The sequence below is a fragment of the Nonomuraea sp. NPDC050202 genome, from assembly GCF_040656115.1.
In the GTDB taxonomy this organism is placed as follows: domain Bacteria; phylum Actinomycetota; class Actinomycetes; order Streptosporangiales; family Streptosporangiaceae; genus Nonomuraea.
Map to the genome: position 1 here is coordinate 1,006,663 of NZ_JBFALF010000002.1, position 18,502 is coordinate 1,025,164.

General features: G+C 71.9%; 17 protein-coding genes. 8 read left to right on the top strand and 9 right to left on the bottom strand.

Going from position 1 to position 18,502, the window contains the following annotated elements; translation table 11 throughout:
• Positions 1-79: 79 nt before the first annotated feature.
• Positions 80-568: a carboxymuconolactone decarboxylase family protein gene (locus AB0I79_RS09860; RefSeq protein ID WP_357869504.1), complete on the top strand. Its 489-nt coding sequence runs from the start codon at positions 80-82 to the stop codon at positions 566-568.
• Positions 569-575: 7 nt separating this feature from the next.
• Here AB0I79_RS09860 and AB0I79_RS09865 read toward each other — a convergent pair whose 3' ends face one another.
• Positions 576-1,604 carry a zinc-dependent alcohol dehydrogenase family protein gene (locus tag AB0I79_RS09865; protein WP_357869506.1) on the bottom strand — a complete coding sequence of 343 codons (1,029 nt, stop codon included), beginning with the start codon at positions 1,602-1,604 and terminating at the stop codon, positions 576-578.
• Position 1,605: 1 nt separating this feature from the next.
• Complete coding sequence (locus AB0I79_RS09870) at positions 1,606-2,436, bottom strand: helix-turn-helix transcriptional regulator (protein ID WP_357869508.1); 831 nt, start codon at positions 2,434-2,436, stop codon at positions 1,606-1,608.
• Positions 2,437-2,538: 102 nt separating this feature from the next.
• Between AB0I79_RS09870 and AB0I79_RS09875 the strand changes: the two genes are divergently transcribed.
• The 3 genes from AB0I79_RS09875 (at position 2,539) to AB0I79_RS09885 (ending at position 5,775) form a co-directional block, all read left to right on the top strand.
• Positions 2,539-3,249: an SDR family oxidoreductase gene (locus tag AB0I79_RS09875; RefSeq protein WP_357869511.1), complete on the top strand. Its 711-nt coding sequence runs from the start codon at positions 2,539-2,541 to the stop codon at positions 3,247-3,249.
• Between the two features lie 36 nt (positions 3,250-3,285).
• A complete protein-coding gene (locus tag AB0I79_RS09880; protein ID WP_357869514.1) occupies positions 3,286-4,683 on the top strand; it encodes a glutamate--cysteine ligase in 1,398 nt (465 codons plus the stop codon).
• Positions 4,684-4,746: 63 nt separating this feature from the next.
• Positions 4,747-5,775 carry a hypothetical protein gene (locus AB0I79_RS09885; protein ID WP_357869517.1) on the top strand — a complete coding sequence of 343 codons (1,029 nt, stop codon included), beginning with the start codon at positions 4,747-4,749 and terminating at the stop codon, positions 5,773-5,775.
• Here the strand turns inward: AB0I79_RS09885 and AB0I79_RS09890 are convergent.
• Positions 5,765-6,466, bottom strand: coding sequence for a PaaX family transcriptional regulator C-terminal domain-containing protein (locus tag AB0I79_RS09890; protein ID WP_357869520.1), 702 nt, complete (start codon positions 6,464-6,466; stop codon positions 5,765-5,767). The genes AB0I79_RS09885 and AB0I79_RS09890 overlap by 11 nt on opposite strands.
• 55 nt (positions 6,467-6,521) lie before the next feature.
• Between AB0I79_RS09890 and AB0I79_RS09895 the strand changes: the two genes are divergently transcribed.
• Entirely contained in the window at positions 6,522-8,192 is a 1,671-nt protein-coding gene (locus AB0I79_RS09895; protein WP_357869523.1) for an acyl-CoA dehydrogenase family protein, read from the top strand.
• Here the strand turns inward: AB0I79_RS09895 and AB0I79_RS09900 are convergent.
• Genes AB0I79_RS09900 through AB0I79_RS09910 form a run of 3 tightly spaced genes read right to left on the bottom strand, consistent with a single transcriptional unit; the run spans position 8,173 to position 11,161 of the window.
• Positions 8,173-10,533 carry a DUF4132 domain-containing protein gene (locus tag AB0I79_RS09900; protein WP_357869526.1) on the bottom strand — a complete coding sequence of 787 codons (2,361 nt, stop codon included), beginning with the start codon at positions 10,531-10,533 and terminating at the stop codon, positions 8,173-8,175. The genes AB0I79_RS09895 and AB0I79_RS09900 overlap by 20 nt on opposite strands.
• A 35-nt stretch (positions 10,534-10,568) precedes the next feature.
• Positions 10,569-10,880 (bottom strand): hypothetical protein, encoded by a 312-nt coding sequence (locus tag AB0I79_RS09905; protein ID WP_357869528.1) that lies wholly within the window; start codon positions 10,878-10,880, stop codon positions 10,569-10,571.
• Positions 10,877-11,161 (bottom strand): hypothetical protein, encoded by a 285-nt coding sequence (locus AB0I79_RS09910; protein ID WP_357869531.1) that lies wholly within the window; start codon positions 11,159-11,161, stop codon positions 10,877-10,879. Before AB0I79_RS09910 ends, AB0I79_RS09905 begins: the two co-directional genes overlap by 4 nt.
• 203 nt (positions 11,162-11,364) lie before the next feature.
• Between AB0I79_RS09910 and AB0I79_RS09915 the strand changes: the two genes are divergently transcribed.
• Both AB0I79_RS09915 and ligD read left to right on the top strand, forming a co-directional pair.
• A complete protein-coding gene (locus tag AB0I79_RS09915; RefSeq protein ID WP_357869534.1) occupies positions 11,365-12,114 on the top strand; it encodes a crotonase/enoyl-CoA hydratase family protein in 750 nt (249 codons plus the stop codon).
• A gap of 46 nt (positions 12,115-12,160) precedes the next feature.
• A complete protein-coding gene (gene ligD, locus AB0I79_RS09920; protein WP_357869537.1) occupies positions 12,161-13,360 on the top strand; it encodes a non-homologous end-joining DNA ligase in 1,200 nt (399 codons plus the stop codon).
• Positions 13,361-13,500: 140 nt separating this feature from the next.
• Here ligD and AB0I79_RS09925 read toward each other — a convergent pair whose 3' ends face one another.
• Entirely contained in the window at positions 13,501-14,919 is a 1,419-nt protein-coding gene (locus tag AB0I79_RS09925; protein ID WP_357869697.1) for an FAD-binding oxidoreductase, read from the bottom strand.
• A 71-nt stretch (positions 14,920-14,990) separates the two neighbouring features.
• Positions 14,991-15,884, bottom strand: a complete 894-nt coding sequence (locus AB0I79_RS09930) for an SDR family oxidoreductase (protein WP_357869540.1) — start codon at positions 15,882-15,884, stop codon at positions 14,991-14,993.
• A gap of 88 nt (positions 15,885-15,972) precedes the next feature.
• On the opposite strand from AB0I79_RS09930, the gene AB0I79_RS09935 reads away from it, so the two are divergent.
• Entirely contained in the window at positions 15,973-17,739 is a 1,767-nt protein-coding gene (locus tag AB0I79_RS09935; RefSeq protein ID WP_357869543.1) for a thiamine pyrophosphate-dependent enzyme, read from the top strand.
• On the opposite strand, the gene AB0I79_RS09940 is transcribed toward AB0I79_RS09935, so the two are convergent.
• Positions 17,736-18,485, bottom strand: a complete 750-nt coding sequence (locus tag AB0I79_RS09940; RefSeq protein ID WP_357869546.1) for an IclR family transcriptional regulator — start codon at positions 18,483-18,485, stop codon at positions 17,736-17,738. The genes AB0I79_RS09935 and AB0I79_RS09940 overlap by 4 nt on opposite strands.
• Positions 18,486-18,502: the final 17 nt, after the last annotated feature.

The window sequence follows — 18,502 nt, forward strand, 5'->3', positions numbered from 1 at the left end:
AAAGCCGTTTTATCGCGGACGGCTCGTACCCTGATGGAGGCTTACCAAGCGTCTGGCCGGTTGGGAGATGTTGACGAACATGAAACCCCGCGTGCGGCCCCTTCCACCCGAACAATGGGACGACTTCACCAAGGCCCATCCGTACAACGTGTTCGCCACCCTGGCCCGCCACCCGGGCCTGTACCAGGCGTGGCGGCACCTCCACGGCACGCTGCAGGACGGCACGCTGCCCGCCAGGGACCGCGAGCTGGCCATCCTGCGCACCGCCCACCACTGCGGCAGCGCCTACGAGTGGGCCAGGAACGCCCGCCTCGCCCTGGACGCGGGCCTCACGCCGCAGGAGGTCGAGCTGGTGCGCAGGCCGGACGCCCTGTGGTCGGTCGAGGACCAGCTCGTGCTGCAGGTGGCCGACGACCTCTACTACGCCGGCGACCTGACGGACGCGACGTGGGCGGCGCTGTGCGACCGCTACGACGAGGCGGGCCGGATCGAGCTGATCATGCTCGTGGCCCACCACGGCATGCTGGCCCTGGTGCTCAGAACGCTGAGGGTGCGGCCGGAGGACTGAGCACCGATCAGCGGGGGGTGATCATGGTGACGCCCGGCACCGAGCCGATCGAGGCCAGCGCCTTGCCGGCGTCGGCGAGCCCGATCGTGCGGGTGACGAGCTGGTCGGGGTGCAGGATCCCGGCCCTGATCATCTCCAGCATGGGCGGGTAGGCGTGCGCGGCCATGCCGTGGCTGCCCAGCAGCCGCAGCTCGTGGCCGATCACCCGGTCCATCGGCACCGGCGTCGCCCCGCCGGGCAGCAGCCCGACCTGCACGTGCCGGCCCCGGCGGCGCAGGCTCTCGACGGAGGCGGCGCACGTCGCGGGGCTGCCCAGCGCGTCGATCGACAGGTGCGCGCCGCCCCTGGTCAGCTCCCTGACCTGGGCTGCCGCGTCACCGGCCGAGCCGTTGACGAAGTGCGTGGCCCCTGCCAGCTCCGCCAGGTGCAGGGCGTCGGTGCTGATGTCCACCGCCACGACCCGGGCGCCGGCCGCCGTCGCGATCATCACGGCCGACAGGCCCACGCCGCCGCAGCCGTGCACGGCCACCCATTCCCCCGGGCGTACCTGGCCGACCTGCGCCACGGCACGGAACGCGGTGGCGAAGCGGCAGCCGAGGCCGGCCGCGGTGGCGTAGGCCATGTCCTCGGGCACGGAGACCAGGTTGACGTCGGCGTGGTCGATGGCGACGTACTCGGCGAACGAGCCCCAGTGGGTGAAGCCCGGCTGCGTCTGCCGCTCGCAGACCTGCTGCTCGCCGGTGTTGCAGGAGGCGCAGGAGCCGCACGCGCAGATGAACGGCACCGTCACCCTGGCCCCCGGCAGCCAGCCGCGCACGTCGGGGCCCACCGCCTCGACGACGCCCGCCAGCTCGTGCCCCGGCACGTGCGGCAGGACCTTGATGTCGGGGTCGTGACCCTGCCAGCCGTGCCAGTCGGACCGGCACAGCCCGGTCGCCTCGACCCTGATCACCGCTCCGTGCGCGGCCGGGGAAGGGTCGGGCAGCTCGCGCACGTCGAGCTCCCCACCGAAGATGTCAAAGGCAACCGCTCGCATCTCATGAGCTTAGAGTCAATTGCCGCAGCTCGCGCAAGGCCCGGTGCGATGGCGAGCCGGGTTCGGTGGTGTAGAGCACCAGGCGCAGATCGTCGCGGTCGGGCACCGGCATGACCTGGCAGATCGTCTCGATCGTGCCGACGACCGGGTGGTGGACGTGCTTGCGCTGCTCCCTGCGTACCGCGACCTCGTGCCTGGACCACAGCTCGGCGAACTCCGGGCTGAGCGCCAGCATCTCGGCCACCAGCGCCTGGATGGCCCGGTCCTCGGGGTAGCGGCCGGCGGCGACGCGCAGGTCGGCGACCGAGGCGCGGGCGAAGCGGCCCTTCTCCTCGTCGGTGAGGTGCTCGGCGATGTCGGGCGACATGAAGACCCAGCGGATGACGTTGCGCCGGTCGGGCGGCGTGGCGTCGAGGTCGCCCATGAGCACGCCGGCCATGGTGTTCCAGGCGCGGATGTCGTAGCGGGCGTCCAGGACGTACGCCGGCACCTCCTCCAGGAACGCGATCAGGTGCAGCAGGCTCCCCGGCACGTCCTCCCTGATCCTGGGCGGGTCCAGCGGCTGGTCCGCCAGGTGGAACAGGTGGGTGCGCTCGTCCTGGCCCAGCATGAGGGCCCGGGACAGCGCGTTGAGCACCTGCCGGGACGGGTGCGGGCCCCTGCCCTGCTCCAGCCGGATGTAGTAGTCGATCGACATGCCCGCGAGCTGCGCGACCTCCTGCCGGCGCAGGCCGGGCGTGCGGCGGCTGCCGCCGGCCGGCAGGCCCACGTCCGCGGGGGTGACATGGGCGCGCCTGACGCGGAGGAATTCGGCGAGTTCGTCGCGGTTCATGCCTCCATCCTCGGCCGAAACGCGGCCCTGTGGGTGGTACCGCTGATCCCAGCCTCTCCAGGTCTCTCCCGCGAGCACCTGACCTGGGCGAACGTGGGAGGCATGACGAAGATCGCACTCATCACGGGTGCCAACAAGGGCATCGGCTACGAAATCGCGCGCCTGCTGGCGGAGCAGGGCGTCACCACGATCGTGGGGGCGCGGGACGACGAGCGCGGCAGGTCCGCCGCCGAACGGCTGGGGCAGCCGTACGTCCGGCTCGACGTCACCGACGGGGAGAGCGTGGCCGCCGCCGCGAAGTGGATCGACAGCGAGTACGGCCGGCTGGACGTCCTGGTCAACAACGCCGGCATCACCGGCGACCCGGCCGGCTTCCTGCCCAGCGCCGCCACGGCCGCGCACCTCAGGCAGGTCTACGAGACGAACGTGTTCGGCGTCGTCACGGTCACGAACGCGATGCTGCCGCTGCTGCGCAGGTCGCGGGCGGGGCGGATCGTGAACATGTCGAGCGAGCTCGGCTCGCTGGCCATGGCGATGGACCCGGCCAGCCCCTTCGGCGAGTTCAACGCCCTGAGCTACAACTCCTCCAAGTCCGCGCTCAACATGGTCACCGTCTGCTACGCCAAGGAGCTGAAGGACACCCCCATCAAGGTGAACGCGGCCAACCCGGGCTACTGCGCCACCGACCTCAACGATCACCAGGGGTTCCGCACGGCCGAGCAGGGCGCGGCCATCGCGGTGCGGCTCGCGACCCTGGACGAGGACGGTCCCACCGGCGCCTATCTGGAGGATGCGGGCACCGTCCGCTGGTGAAGGTGTCAAGGCTGACATTTGGGACAGATTGGGGTGATGGGAAGAGATCTGGATAAGGAGCGATTTACCGAGGCGGAGTACACCCGCTTCGGGGAACGCATCCGGGAGCAGCTAGGCGTGCTGCGCGAGCTGCTCGACACCCCCGGCTTCGGTCAGGGCCCGATCACGATCGGGGCCGAGCTGGAGCTGTTCCTGATCGACGACGAGGGGCGGCCGCTGCCCCGCAACGACCAGGTACGGCAGGCCCTGGGCGACGACCGGGTGGTGCTGGAGCTGGGCCGCTACAACATCGAGGTGAACCTGACCCCGCTGCCCCTGGCGGGCAGGCCCTTCGAGCGGCTGAGCGCCGAGGTGCAGGAGACGATCACTAAGGTGGACGGGGCCGTGGCGGGCGGGGGCGCGCTGCCCATCGGCATCCTGCCGACGCTCGACACCGAGGACTTCACGCTGGGCGCGATGAGCGACCAGAACCGATACCGGGCCATGAGCAGGGGCATCAGGAGGCTGCGGCTGGAGCCGTTCCTCGTCAAGATCGACGACTTGGAGCTCTCGGTCGAGGACGTGATCCTGGAGAGCGCCAACACCTCCTGGCAGGTGCACGTCCGCACGCCGCCCGAGCACTTCGCCCGGCTGTTCAACGCCGCCCAGCTCGCCATCGGGCCGGTGCTGGCGGCGTGCGGGAACTCGCCGTTCTTCCTGGGGCGCGAGCTGTGGGAGGAGACCCGCATCGCGCTGATGGAGGAGGCCGCCGACGACCGGGACGTGCAGCGGCGCGAGCGCAGGGACGGGCGGGTGACGTTCGGCTCGGACTGGGTGCGCGAGGGCGCGCACGAGCTGTTCGAGCGGTACGTGCAGGACTACGACCCGATCGTGCCCGACCTCACCGAGGGGGCCGACCGGTACGAGGTGCCGGAGCTGCGGCTGCACCAGGGCACGATCTGGCAGTGGAACCGGCCCGTCTACGACCCCGCCGACGGCGGCCACCTGCGCATCGAGATGCGGGCGCTGCCCGCCGGGCCCTCCTGCGCGGACATGGCGGCGAACACGGCCTTCCTGCTCGGGCTGACGCTGTCGCAGGCCGAGCGGGACCTGACCGGTTACCGGTTCGCCACGGCGTACCAGAACTTCTACCGCGCGGCCATGCACGGGCTGGACGCCAAGCTCTCCTGGCCCGGCATGGAGGGCGAGCACGACGCCGCGGAGCTGGTGCTGCACCTGCTGCCCGAAGCCAGGAAGGGGCTGCTCGGCGCCGGGGTGGCGCCGAACGACGCGGACCGGGCGCTGGACGTGATCGCGCAGCGCACCCGGCTGCGCCGCACCGGCTCGGCGTGGCAGCGCGAGGCGCTGGAGCGCTTCGGCGGCGACCGGCGCGAGCTCGTCCGGCGCTACCGCGAGCTGGCGCTCTCGGGGACTCCTGTGCATTTGTGGAAGTGATCGCCAACCTTGCCCATCCCCGTTCCGTCAAACTGGTCAAGAGACGGAAAAGGTGAGGCAGATATGGCGGGTACGGGGATGGTTCCCACCGACAAGGCGGCATTTGCCCTCATGCGGGAGACGGGGGACCTGGCGGAGGGGGCGGCCAAGCTGGCCGGCGAGATCGGCGGCACGTCCGTCGAGGCGGTGCTGGCGCAGGCCAACAGGGCCTGCGAGCGGAAGGGGGCCGCGGCCGCCATGGGCTCGATGCGGCCCAGACCGGCCGAGTGGTACGCCTTCGACGCCAAGGACCAGGACACCGCCGACTGGTACCCGCAAGGCCTGACCGGCAGCGAGGATTCCGGCACCATCGGGATCCCCGCGTTCATGGTGAGCTGGTACTTCAAGCCGGAGGCGGGGGAGCGGGGCATCAGGGTGTCGTTCCTGAGCCCCAAGTCGCTGAAGTACCAGCACGCGCTGCTGGTGCAGGCCAAGCCGGACGGCTCGTACGGGCCGATCGACATCCACGCCGGCGGGATCGCCTGCTACGGCGACCTGCTCTACGTCGCCGACACCACGCGCGGCCTGCGCGTCTTCGACCTCGGCAACCTGCTCGACCTGCGCACCGCCCAGAACGACCTGGGCGACGGCAAGCGCGTCGGCCGCCACGGCGGCAAGCTGCACGCCTTCGGCTACCGCTACGTCATCCCGCAGACCGACTTCTGGAAGGTGGCGCGGCCGGGGCCGCGGTTCTCGTTCGTGTCGATCGACCGCAGCGGCGACACGCCCAGGCTCATCACCGGGCAGTACCAGGACAAGACCCCCGACGGCTGGGTGGGGCGCTGGAACCTCGACCTGGAGGGCGGGGAGCCGGTGGACGCGTTCGTCATGGGGCATCCCAAGATCCAGGGCGCGATGACGTACCGCGCCAAGTGGTACCTGAGCCAGTCGGCCGGCTCCGCCGCCAACGGCAAGCTGCTGGTGTACGAGGGCGAGGAGCTGGAGACCAGGCCGTTCCCGATCGGGCCCGAGGACCTGACGGTGCAGGACGGCAAGCTCTGGAGCGTCAGCGAGTTCAGGGGCAAGCGGACGGTCTTCGGCGTCAGCCTCTGAGGTGCTCCTGGAGGACCTCGCGGTAACGGCGGTCGAAGGCGTCGTAGCGGGCCCGTAGCCCGGCGCCCGGCCAGCCGTCCGGTAGCAGCTCGGCGGGCAGCAGCGGGTCGGCCAGCAGGTGACGCAGCACGGCGGCCGAGACGAGGAAGCCCTCGGCCAGCCCCTGCGCGCGGCCGAGCGCCCGCTCCAGGCGCCGCGCCTCGGCCGCCCAGCCGTCCAGGTCCCACAGCAGGGGGGTGGGGTCGCGGCGCGGGCGGCCGTCGATCAGCGTGCACTGCGCGGTGACGATCTCCGGCCAGGCGGCGCGCACCAGGTTCGCCGGGCGCAGCCAGGTGCCCTCGCGCAGCTCGGCCAGGCGCAGCGCGGTCATCGTGTGCCGGAGCGCGGCCCGGTCGGCGGGCGCGCGCCGCTCGGCGGTCACCACGGCCACCTCCCACGTGCCGTCCCACGGCCTCGTGTGCGGGTCGCGGCTCTCGTCCTGCCGGGCCTGGCGCTCGACGAGCCGCTGCGACAGCGTGTACTGCCCGTCGGCCTGCAGCAGGTCGCCGGCCGCGACCATGCGCGACAGCGCCACCCTGACCGTGCCCTCCGCGATGCCGAACAGCGCGCCGATGCGCACCAGGTGGCGGGCGGGCAGCCGGGGCGGGTGGCTGCCGAGCAGCGCGCTCAGCACCGCTGAACGGGCGCTCAAGGTCGTACTATTACGCTCTTCCATCGCGTGTCGAGTATATGTAACACTCGCGAGTATGGGCCGCTATCTCATCGAACCGTTCGACCGCAGCGACCGCTACGCCACCGAGTCCTACCAGGGCGGCGCCGGGCGCAACTGGTGGCGCTGCGACCCCACGCTCCGCCTGCTCATGCGGCGGCACCTGGGTGACGGCTACGCCTGGGCGGAGCCGCGCCTCGACCGGCTGGGCGAGCTCATGGGCGGCCTCGTCGCCGAATGCGCCGAGGAGACCGACCGCAACCCGCCACGGCTGGAGAAGTACGACAAGTGGGGCAGGGACGTCAGCCAGGTCGTCATGCCGCCGTCGTTCCACACCGCCCGGCAGGCGCTGATGGCCGACAACTTCACCTCCCCGTCCTTCGCCGGGCAGGCCCGCGCGAACGGAGCCGATCCGGCCGCGCTGGGCGCCGCGTGGACGTACCTGCTCGACCAGGCCGACATCGGGATGGGCTGCGCGCTCGGCACGGGCGGGGACATGGTGGTCTCGCTGGCCGAGAAGCACGCGCCGCCGGACGTACGCGATCGGGTGTGGGAGATCTTCGCCAACGGCTTCTACTCCGGCGAGGCCGCACAACTGTTCACCGAGCGGACTGGCGGCTCCGACCTGGCGGCGCTGGAGACCGAGGCGGTGCCCGCCGGTGACGCGTGGCTGCTGACCGGGTTCAAGTGGTTCGCCTCCAACGCCAACGGCTCGGCGTTCGTCGTGCTGGCCAGGCTGCCCGATGGAGCCGTGGCGCCGTTCCTGGTGCTGTGGGAGCGGCGCGACGGCAGCCGCAACGGGGTGCGCATCCGCAGGCTCAAGGACAAGCTCGGCACCAGGTCCGTCGCCTCGGCCGAGGTGGAGCTCGCAGGCGCGGAGGCGTTCCTGCTGGCCGGTGACGGCTCCGGCTCGGGGCTCGGCACGATGATGAAGCTCACCAACGCCTCCCGGCTCGGCGTGGCCATGATGGGCGTCGGCGTCGCCAGGCGCGCGCTGGTCGAGGCGCTCTGCTACGCCCGCGCCCGCGAGGCGTTCGGCCGGCCGCTCGCCGAGCATCCGCTCGTGCGGCGCAAGCTGAGCGAGCTGATCGTCGAGGTCGAGGCCGCGCAGGCGATGGTGTTCGACGGGTACGTCGGGCCCCGGCTGCGCCTGGCGCCCGCCCTGATCAAGCTGCGCGCCGCCCGCCTCGGCGTGACCGCCGCCACCGACGCCATCGAGGTGCACGGCGGCAACGGCTACATCGAGCAGTGGCCGGTGGCCCGGCTGCTGCGCGACGCGCAGGTCAACCCGATCTGGGAGGGCGGCGACAACATCCTCTGCCTCGACGTGCGCCGCGCCATGCTCAAGGAACGCGCCCACCTGCCCTTCCTCGACCACCTGCGCACCCTGGCCACCTCCGACCTGGTACGGACCCGCATCGACGACCTCACCAAGGCCATCGAGGCGTGGTCCGCGCTGGAGCACCCGGCGGCCGAGGCGCGGCTCTACCCGCTGGCGCAGTTCATGGCCGACGTCTACGCCGCCGCGCTGCTGGAGGACCAGGCCACGTGGGGGCTCGACGACGGCCGCAAGGCGCTCGTGGCCCGCCTGTACGCCGAGGCGCACCTGGTGGACCCGGGCCCGCTGCGCGGCCTCGACCGCCCCGCCGACGACCCCTTCGACGAGCTGCTCGCGGGCGCCTTCAGCGTCAGCGAAGCTGCCGGGTGATCGACGGGTCGGTGATCGCGGTGTCGGCGGCCAGCAGGAACGCCTTGGACAGGATGACCGACAACATGCCGCCGTCCTCCTCGAACGGCAGGAACACCTGGTCGCCGCCACCGCCCGGGACGATGCACAGGTAGGCGTCGTTGGGCTCCATGAGGATGTTGCCGGAGCCCAGGTGGATCTTGTACGTCCGCAGGTCGCCCTTGACGTGCAGGAACCGGCCGGACAGCGTGCACCGGCCGGCGACGGCCAGGCGGGGCAGCAGCCGGGCCAGCGCGTCGCGGCGCATCTCGGCAGACTCGCTGAGCTCGCCGAACCCGTACGACTCCCAGTACTCGCCGTGCCCCTCCGGGTCCAGCCCGGTGGACGTGACGCCGACGGCCAGGTCGGCGTCACGCAGCACCTCCGACAGCGTCAGCGGCGGCACCTCGGCCAGCGGCACGCCGCGCCCCTCGGCGGTGAAGCGCAGGTCGCCGCTGACGCAGATGGAGACGGTGCCGCCGCCGTCGCGGTCGAAGGAGTCCTCGTCGAGGTGGAAGTCCCAGTGCGCGGTCAGGCCGCCGGGCAGCTCCTTGGTGGCCTCGGCCTCGCCGGAGCCGTACAGCCGGCCCCAGTGGCCCAGCGACATGCCGCTCCAGCCGCGCTCGGTCAGCAGCGCCTTGGCCTGGCCGTAGCGCAGCAGGTGCCGGGCGAAGCGGCGCGAGTGGTGGCGGGTCTCCTCCTCGGCCGGGGTGAGCAGGTAGACCTCGCGGAAGGCCTGCTTGAACGGCTGGCGCAGCTCGTTCGCGATGAGGTGGTCACGCCAGCCCCGGACCTCCTGCGCGCTGTGCGCGATGGGGTGCCAGAGCAGGACGGGCGTGTCGGGGAAGGGCTGGATGCGGCGGCCCGCCGGGTCGGTCAGCTCCCAGGCCCCGTCCACCCGCACCGGTAGCCCGGCGGGGCCCTGCAGGATCTCCCAGATCAGGTTGCGGGCGAACGCGCCGACGACCGGGTGGTCGAGGAAGTGGGCGCACACGTCCCGCCACCGCCAGATCCGCTCCGTGGCCAGTGCCCGCTCGATCCGGAACCGCTCGGCGGGCACCGCCTTCCTCAGCTCCTTGGCGGTGGCCCTGAACTCGGCGAGCAGCTCCCGATCCACCGCCTTGGGGATGGTCTTGCGCCCGTTGTAGGTGATCTTGCCGTCCAGCGACAGGCACAGCCCCTGCTCGGTACGGGTGCCGTCGGTGTCGAGCCCGAACGTGGGCGCGGTGCGGTCCAGCAGTTGCTCGGGGGAGAGCCCAGCCCCCTCGGCCACCTCGTTCAGCGTGCGGTCCACCGCGGCGAGGATCGTCTTCTTGCGGACCTTCGCCTGCACGCGCGCGAGCTGCGCGACCACGTCGAGGCCGCCGCGCCTGGCCAGCACCCCGATCGCCGCGTTGGCCAGCAGCTCGCTGCGCGCGTTCGCGCCCGAGCCGCCGATGCCCGTGCCCGCCGTCACGGCCACGTCGCCGAGCAGCGGAACCACCCACGGCTCGTCGATCAGCTCGCAGGTCCACACCAGGCCACGCAGCGCCGTGGCGGTGCGCCGGCGCAGAAAAACGGTCTCGGCGTGCACCCTGTCGGCGTACAGATGCCGGACCACCGCCTCTCGATGGACCGCCAGCGCGCGTAGCACCTCGGGGATGACGTTCATGGCCGACGCGTTCAGCAGCTCCTTGGCCTGCTGAGTCCACCGGGGACTGGGCTTGGAGGCGGTGGCGGTGCACCAGTGCCGCAGCAGTGGCCGCACCTCAGGGGACCCGAGCCGGGGAGCGAACTCACCGGCCAGCCGCGTCACGAACGCGTCCTCGTCCCAGAGCAGGTTGCGGACCGCTTCGGCCGGGTCGTCGGTCTCCGGCTCGCTGAGCAGCTCCGTCAACTGATCGCCGATGAGTTGCCACAAGCGGTCGTCGTACCAGCGCATGTGCCTGAAGTCCCACCAGCGCAGCGCGAACCGCCGCCCGGAGTAGGGCAGCGAGGCGGCGGCGGCCACCGGCACCCGGTAGAAGTCCGGATCGTCCACGGAGGCCGGGTGCGGGGCCCGGCCCGACACCCGCCACAGCCCGGAGACCGTGTTCTTGTCCCACTCCGTCACGCGCTCGGTCACCTGCCCGAGCAGCGCGCGACGCCGCTCGTCGCCAGGAGCGGCGCAGAACCTGACGTGCGCCCACGTCCCGAACGTCGCATCGCGCTCGCCGGTCAGCGGCTCACCGGCCTCGAAGGCGGCGTCGAGCCGCGCGAACTCCCGCTCGTCTTCCTCGGTGAGGTCACCCCAAGCGTCCATCGGCCATCCTGTCCCGTTGTCGTGCCGGACGATGGCGCTCATCTATAGCAACCGAGGACGACAGAACCGGGCAGTGGTCAAGGGCGATCGTAGATGGAGTGATCGCCGATACGCCTCCACCGCAGGATCGTCTCGCCGTCGACGTCGGTGGCGTAGTGGAAGGTGGCGCGTCCATCAGGGGAGGCGAAGTTCCATGTCATCGAATAAACGTCGGTGCCGGCGAGCTTGTGGACACGCAGACGGGTCGGCCAGGGCGCCTGGCCGGTGTGAGCTCCCTCGGCGAGAGCAGGCAGGAAATGCTTGCGGACCGCCTCTTTGAAGAGCGCGTAATGCTCAGAAGGCAGTCGTGAGAGATCCCGCAGGAACGAGTCGGAACGCTCGTATCTCAAGCGGACGTCTCCCCGCGAATGGCGTCGCTTTCGGCGAAGAGGTCGTCCATGCTGTCGAACCGGCGGCTGCGGCCTTCGCGAAAGTCCGCGTCGGCCTCGGCTTCGGCCGCCTGCCAACCGTGCGTCCAGTACCAGGCGTCGTCGGCGGGAACGATGGCCGCCACCCGGCGCCCATGATCGGTCAGGTAAGCGATCGCGCCACGCTCGGAGGCGGCACTGATGACCTCGGGCAGGTGGCCGTCGGCTTCGTTCAGCGGGACCTCGAAGGCGCTGTCACTCATCTCTTGAGTGTAGGCCAGGGGATGAGCAGAGGGCATGCCACTTATCGTAGTCATCCGATCGCATATTGTGTGCACTTCGAGGCATCCCCTTCGCAGGCACCCGGCCATCCGCGCCGCCGGTCCCTGGCCCGCACCACCGCATCGACGTACGCTCGGCACGTTCCCCGAGGAGAGCCACCGCACGTTCCCCCGAGGAGGGTCGCATGACCGTACGCATGGAGCGCCAGGGCCCGGTCACCACCGTGGTGATCAGCCGGCCCGAGGCGCGCAACGCCGTCGACCGCAAGACCGCCGACGCGCTGACCGAGGCGTTCCGTGACTTCGAGTCCTCCGACGCCGCCGTGGCGGTGTTGTGGGGGGAGGGCGGCACGTTCTGCGCCGGCGCCGACCTCAAGTCGCTCGACAACCACGTCGGCGAGGAGGGCGACGGGCCGATGGGGCCGACCCGGCTGCGCCTGAGCAAGCCGGTCATCGCCGCCGTCTCCGGGCACGCCGTGGCCGGTGGGCTGGAGCTGGCGCTCTGGTGCGACCTGCGGGTGGCCGAGCAGGACGCGGTGTTCGGGGTGTTCTGCCGGAGGTGGGGCGTGCCGCTCATCGACGGCGGCACCGTACGGCTGCCGCGGCTCATCGGCACGTCGCGGGCCCTGGACATGATCCTCACGGGCCGGCCCGTCGAGGCGCCCGAGGCGTACGCGTGGGGGCTGGCCAACCGGCTCGTGCCCGGCGGCACCGCCAGGCAGCACGCGGAGGCGCTGGCCGGGGAGCTGGCGCGGTTCCCGCAGGAGTGCCTGCGCGGCGACCGGATGTCGGTGCTGGAGCAGGACGGCCTGGAGGAGGGCGTGGCGATGCGCAACGAGCTGCGCCACGGCCTGGTGTCGCTGCCCGACGCGTCGGACGGCGCGGCCCGCTTCGCCGCGGGGGCCGGCCGCCACGGCACCTTCCAGGATCCGTGATCGGAGCTCCCCGGGGTTGTCGGTCGCCCCGCGTATCGTGACCTTCATGCCTGACATCGAGGTCGCCGGGCGCGAGGTCCGCATCACCAGCCCCGACAAGGTCGTCTTCCCGCAGTCCGGCCGCACCAAGCTCGACCTGGTCCGGTTCTACCAGGCCGTGGGGGAGGCGGCGCTGCGCGGCGTGCACGGGCGGCCGATGGTGCTCAAGCGGTTCGTGCACGGCATCGAGCAGGAGGCGTTCTTCCAGAAGCGGGCCCCGGCCAAGCGGCCCGACTGGATCGAGGTGGCCGAGCTGAAGTACCGCTCGGGGCTGAGCGCGGAAGAGGTGGTCTGCACCGACCTGGCGCAGCTCCTCTGGGTGGTCAACCTCGGCTGCGTCGACCTCAACCCGCACCCGGTGCGCTCCGACGACCTGTCCAGGCCCGACGAGCTGCGCATCGACCTCGATCCTGTGCCGGGCGTCGAGTGGGCCGACGTGCTGCGCACGGCGCAGGTGGCCAGGGAGGTGCTGGCCGACTACGGGCTCGTGGCCTGGCCCAAGACGTCCGGATCGCGCGGGTTCCACGTCTACGCCCGGATCGAGCGGCGCTGGCCGTTCGCGAAGGTGCGCAAGGCGGCCGAGACGGTGGCGCGCGAGGTGGAGCGGCGCGCCCCCGACCTGGCGACCAGCCGGTGGTGGAAGGAGGAACGGCACGGCGTCTTCGTGGACTTCAACCAGAACGCCTACGACCGCACCGTGGCCTCCGCCTACTCCGTGCGCGCCGTGCAGGACGCCCGCGTGTCCACCCCGCTGACCTGGGACGAGGTGCCGGGCTGCCGGCCCGAGGAGTTCACCATCGACACCGTGCCCGAGCGGCTGGCCGAGCGCGGCGACCCGTGGGAGGACATGGACCTGCACCCCGGCTCGCTCGACGGGCTGCTGGAGCTGGCCGAGGAGCTCGGCCCGGCGCCCAAGCCGCCGAAGGGCAGCGGGCGCAGGCAGCAGACGATGCCGGTGATCGAGATCGCCAAGGCGGAGCACAAGGACGAGGCGATGGCGGGGTTCGAGCGGTGGAAGGCCCGCCATCCCGAGGTCGCCGCCCGGCTGGAGGCCGCCGACGTGCTGGTGGACGGCATGCGGGGGCGCAGCAGCGTGTGGTACCGCATCCGCGTCAACCTGCAGCACGTGCCGGAGGGCGAGCGGCCGCCGCAGGAGCCGCTGGAGGTCGACTACGACCCGTGGGGGCGCGGCGCCCCAGAATCCTGAGGCCGGCGGCCCGGGCTCAGCCTCAGCCTTCTGGCATCAGCAGCGCGGGATCAGCCTCAGCCTTCTGGCATCGGCAGCGCGGGATCAGCCTTCTGGCATCGGCAGCGCGCGATCAGGCTTCCGGCATCGGCAGCGCGGGCTCAGCGGCCTGAGATCAGGTTCGCCAGGCGCGCGTACGCCGACGTCGTGGCGACGCGTTCGTTCTCGTGGCGGTCGGCGGCGCGGAACAGCGCGTAGATGAGCTGCACCCCCGCCCACCGCAGCGGCTCCGGCTCCCACTGCCGCACCTGCCGCCCCACCCACGGCAGCCCCGTCAGCTCGCTCTCGCGGCGCAGCACCAGGTCGCGCAGCGTGCGGCCGGCCAGGTTCGTGGTGGTGACGCCGCTGCCGACGTAGCCGCCGGCCCAGCCGAGGCCGCTGGCGTGGTCCAGGTGCACGGTCGAGCACCAGTCGCGCGGCACCCCCAGCACCCCGCACCACGCGTGCTGGACGCGGACGTCGGCGGCGGCGGGGAAGAGCTTGACGAGCATGTGCCACAGCAGGGCGACGGTCCGCGCCTGGGTGGCGCCGCGCCGGTCGATACGGGAGCCGAAGCGGTAGGGCACGCCGCGCCCGCCGATCGCGATCCGGTCGTCGGCCGTGCGCTGGGCGTAGACGTAGGCGTGGGCCTCGTCCTCCAGCAGCTCGTTGCCCTGCCAGCCGAGGTGCTTCCACACGTCGGCGGGCAGCGGCTCAGTGATGATCATGGAGCTGTTCATCGGCAGCCACTGCCGGTGCTGGCCGGCCAGGCTGGCGGTGAAGCCTTCGGTGGCGCGGATGACGTACTCGGCCGAGACGAGGCCCCGCGTGGTGACCGCCGACGCCGCAGTTCCCTGCCGCCTGGGCCGGATCTCGGTCACCGTCGTGTCCTCGAAGATGTCCACGCCCAGCCGCTCCACCGCGGCGGCCAGCCCGACGGCCAGCTTGGCGGGCTGGATGCGGGCGCAGTGGGGCGAGTACGACGCCTCCAGCGCCCCCGCCACCTGCACGCGCTCGCGCTGCTCGTCGCGGCCGAGCAGCCGCACGTCGTCCTCGCCGTAGCCCCAGGCCCGCAGGTCGGCGACACCGGCGCGCAGGCGGCGGCGCTGGGCCGGGTTGGTGGCGACGTGGATCAGCCCGCCCTTGTGCACGTCGGCGTCGATGCCCTCGGCGCGGGTCACCTTGATGACCTCGTCCACGGACCTGAACATGGCCCGCTGCAGATCGATCATGGCCTGCCGCCCGCGCGCCTTGGCGTGCCGCCTGCGCGACCCGGCGAACTCGGCAGAGAGCCACCCGCCGTTGCGCCCCGACGCGCCGAACCCGGCGAACTCCTTCTCCAGGATCGCGATCCGCAGGCCGGGGTCGGCCTGCTTCAGGTAGTACGCGGTCCACAGGCCGGTGTAGCCGCCGCCGACGATGGCGACGTCGTACTCGCGGGGCCCCGGCAGGGCCGGCCGCCGCATGGGCAGGCCGATCTGCCGGTACCAGAAGGAGACCCCGCCGTTGGCGAAGTCCTCGGTCAGCGGGATGCCTCTCATCACCGGACACATCTTCTAATAACAGACAGAAAGCAACAAGGCGGCGAAGTGTAATAAAACTGGACGTCCGGCTAGCTTCGTGTCGGGCGTTCGTACCCCTCGTCGCCCCCGTATACGTGCAGGTCAGGGTCCTGCTCCGGCTGCGTGGCCGGGCTGGTGGGGGAGGCGGTGTGCTCGGAGGCGAAGTCGTCCGACAGGAACGGGGGCGGCGGCATGAGGTAGTCGTGCCAGGTGATCTCGCCCTTGGGCGCCGCGTCGGTGGTGAGGTCGCCCGCGCGCTGCGCCGCGTACAGGCGGCCCGGATAGCGGACGGGCAGGCAGGGCCGGCGCAGCCCTGAGGCGCTCAGCCAGGTCCTGACCAGTTCCTCGGTGTCCAGCACCTGAGGCCCGCCGTACTCGATCTCCCGGTGTGCGGGGCCCGCGCTGAGCAGGGCGGCGGCGCGCGTGGCCACCTCGCCCGTGTGCACCGGCTGCCAGGGCAGCGACCGGTCCACGGGCAGCACGGGCAGCGAGGCGTAGTCGCGCAGCCGCCGGTGCAGCCACTGGTGGAACGGGGTGGCGCGGAGGATCGTCCAGCCCAGCCCGCTCTCCTGCACCAGCCGCTCGGCCTCCAGCTTGTGCCGCAGGTGGCCGTAGGCGGCGCGGTCGGCGCCGACCATCGAGGTGAACAGTACGTGCGGCACCCCGGCCGCGTGCGCGAGGATCATCAGAGTCCTGGTGCCGGGCACGTCCACCGCGCCGCGCCCCTTGCGGCCGCTGGTGGCCAGGTGGGCGATCGCGTCTACGCCGTCCACGGCCTCCCTGACGCCGTTGCCGGAGAAGAGGTCGCCCCACATCCACTCGACGTTGCCGCGGCCGTCCCGCTTGGTACGGCTCAGCGCCCGCACCTCGTGACCCGCCTTGAGGAGCGCGGGCACCAGTGCCCCGCCCAACGTGCCGGTGGCTCCCGTGACCAGAATGCGCATGTGGGGTCCCCTACCCGCCACATTCGAGAAATGCCCATGAATCCCGGTTCCGCGTCTGCGGGCGGCAGAGCGGGGTAGGGCCGCACACATGGCTCGAATCGCATCCGAATCCCTGATCGAACGGCTCGCGGCATGGGGCGTCGACACTGTCTTCGGCCTGCCGGGCGACGGCATCAACGGCATCATGGAAGGGCTGCGGCGCCATCGCGACCGGGTGCGCTTCGTCCTCGTCCACCACGAGGAGGCCGCCGCGTTCATGGCCACCGGCTACGCCAAGGCCACCGGGCGCATCGGCGTGTGCCTGGCCACCTCCGGCCCCGGCGGCATCCACCTGCTGAACGGCCTCTACGACGCCAAGCTCGACCACGTGCCCGTGCTGGCCATCACGGGCATGCAGGAGACGTCCGTGCTGGGCACCGGCTACCAGCAGGAGGTGCACCTGGACAAGCTCTTCGCCGACGTGGCCGAGTACAACATGATGGTGACCAACCCGGCCCAGCTCCCCTCGCTGGTGGACCTGGCCATCCGTACGTCCTACGCGCGGCGCGGGGTCTCCCACCTCACCCTGCCCAACGACATCCAGGTGGCCGAGGCGGGGGCGGACCCGTACAAGAGCGTCGCCCCGGTGCGGGCGCCCCAGACGGCGCCCGTCTACCTGCAGCCGCCCGGCCTGCCCAGGCAGGAGGACGTGGAGTGGGCGGCCGAGGTGCTCAACCGGGCCGAGCGGCCCGCCATGCTCGTCGGGCAGGGCGCGCTGCACGCCAGGGAAGAGGTGCTGGCCGTGGCCGAGGCGCTCGGGGCGCCCGTGGTCAAGACGCTGCCGGGCAAGGCGGTCGTCCCCGACGACTCGCCGTACACGACGGGCGGGCTCGGCCTGCTCGGCACCCGGCCGAGCGAGGAGCTGATGGACGAGGCGGACGTGCTGTTCATGGTGGGCACGAACTTCCCCTACTCCAAGTTCCTGCCGGAGGTGCGCGACACGCGGGTGGTGCAGTTCGAGGCGGACCCGACGAGGGCGGGGGCGCGGATCGCGACGGACGTGCCGGTGGTGTGCGACGCCAAGGAGGGCCTGCGGGCTCTGCTGCCGCTGCTGGGCCGCCGGGACGACAACGGTCATCTGGCGAAATATCAGAAGATGATGGCCAAGTGGCGCGCCGACATGGAGTCCCTGGAGAACCCCGACCGCGACCCCATCGCCCCGCAGTACGTGATGTCCATCCTCGACGAGCTCGCCACCGACGACGCCATCATGACGTGCGACAGCGGCACCATCGCCACCTGGGCGGCCCGCCACTGGACGATCCGCGGCGGGCGCGAGTTCTACCTGTCGGGCACGCTGGCCACGATGGCCCCCGGCCTGCCGTACGCGATCGCCATGCAGCACGCCTTCCCCGGCCGCCAGGTCATCGCCTACGTCGGGGACGGCGGCTTCTCGATGCTGATGGCCGAGTTCCTCACCGCGGTGCAGCACAGGCTGCCGGTCAAGGTCGTCATCAACAACAACAACTCGCTCGGGCAGATCCTGTGGGAGCAGATGGTGCTCGGCTACCCGGAGCACGGCGTGCGCTACGCCCAGCCCGAGGCCGACTTCTCGGCCTGGGCGCGCTCGTGCGGCGGGTTCGGGGCCAAGGTGACCAAGTCGGAGGACGTGGCGCACGCGATCGGGCAGGCGCTCCACCACGACGGGCCCGCGCTCGTGGACGTGGACGTCAACCCGAACGAGCCGCCCATGCCCGGCAAGGTCTCCTACGACCAGGCCAAGAGCTTCGCGCAGGCCTTCCTCAAGGGACAGCCGCACAAGGCCGCCATCGCGACCACGCTCTTCAAGGACCGCATCCAGAAGCTGAGCGACTAACCCCCGTACGCGGTGGCGATGCCGGCGGCGGCGGCGCGGAGCGGCTCCACCAGCCGGGGCAGCTCGCGGGCGCGGCGCGAGGAGAGCACGATGCCCAGCGCCGCCACCGGCCGGCCGTCCACCAGGACCGGGGCCGCCGCGGAGCACGAGCCGGGCGTCATCTCCTCGTAGGTGAGCGCGTACCCCTGCGCCCGCACCGCCGTCAGCTCCCTGGCCAGCCGCCCCGGCTCGGTGATCGTGTGCGGGGTGGGGCGTTCGAGCTTGCGTGCCAGGTAGGACCTGACGAACCAGTCCGGCTCGTACGCCAGCAGCGCCTTGCCGACCCCCGTGGGATGCATCGGCAGCCGGCCGCCGATCCTGGACACGATGGGCACGGCCCGCCTGCCGTACACCTTGTCCACGTACAGCATCTCCAGGCCGTCCCTGACCGCGAGGTGCACGTTCTCGCCCGTGGAGCCGAACAGGTCCTGCAACCACGGATGTGCCAGCTCCTGCAGCCGGTTCGGCGCGAGCTGGCCCAGCTCCCACAGCCGCGGCCCGACCCGCAGCCGCCCGTCGGGCGAACGGCTGAGCGCCTGCCATTCCTCCAGCTCGCCGACCAGCCGGTGCGCCGTGCTCAGCGGCACCCCGCTGCGGGCGGCCAGCTCGGTCAGCGTGAGCTGCGGGCGCGCCGCGTCGAACGCCCCCAGGATGGCCAGCACCTTGGACGTCACCGAGCGCCCCGACTCCCGGGCTCCGCCTGACATGCCGCAATCCTGCATGA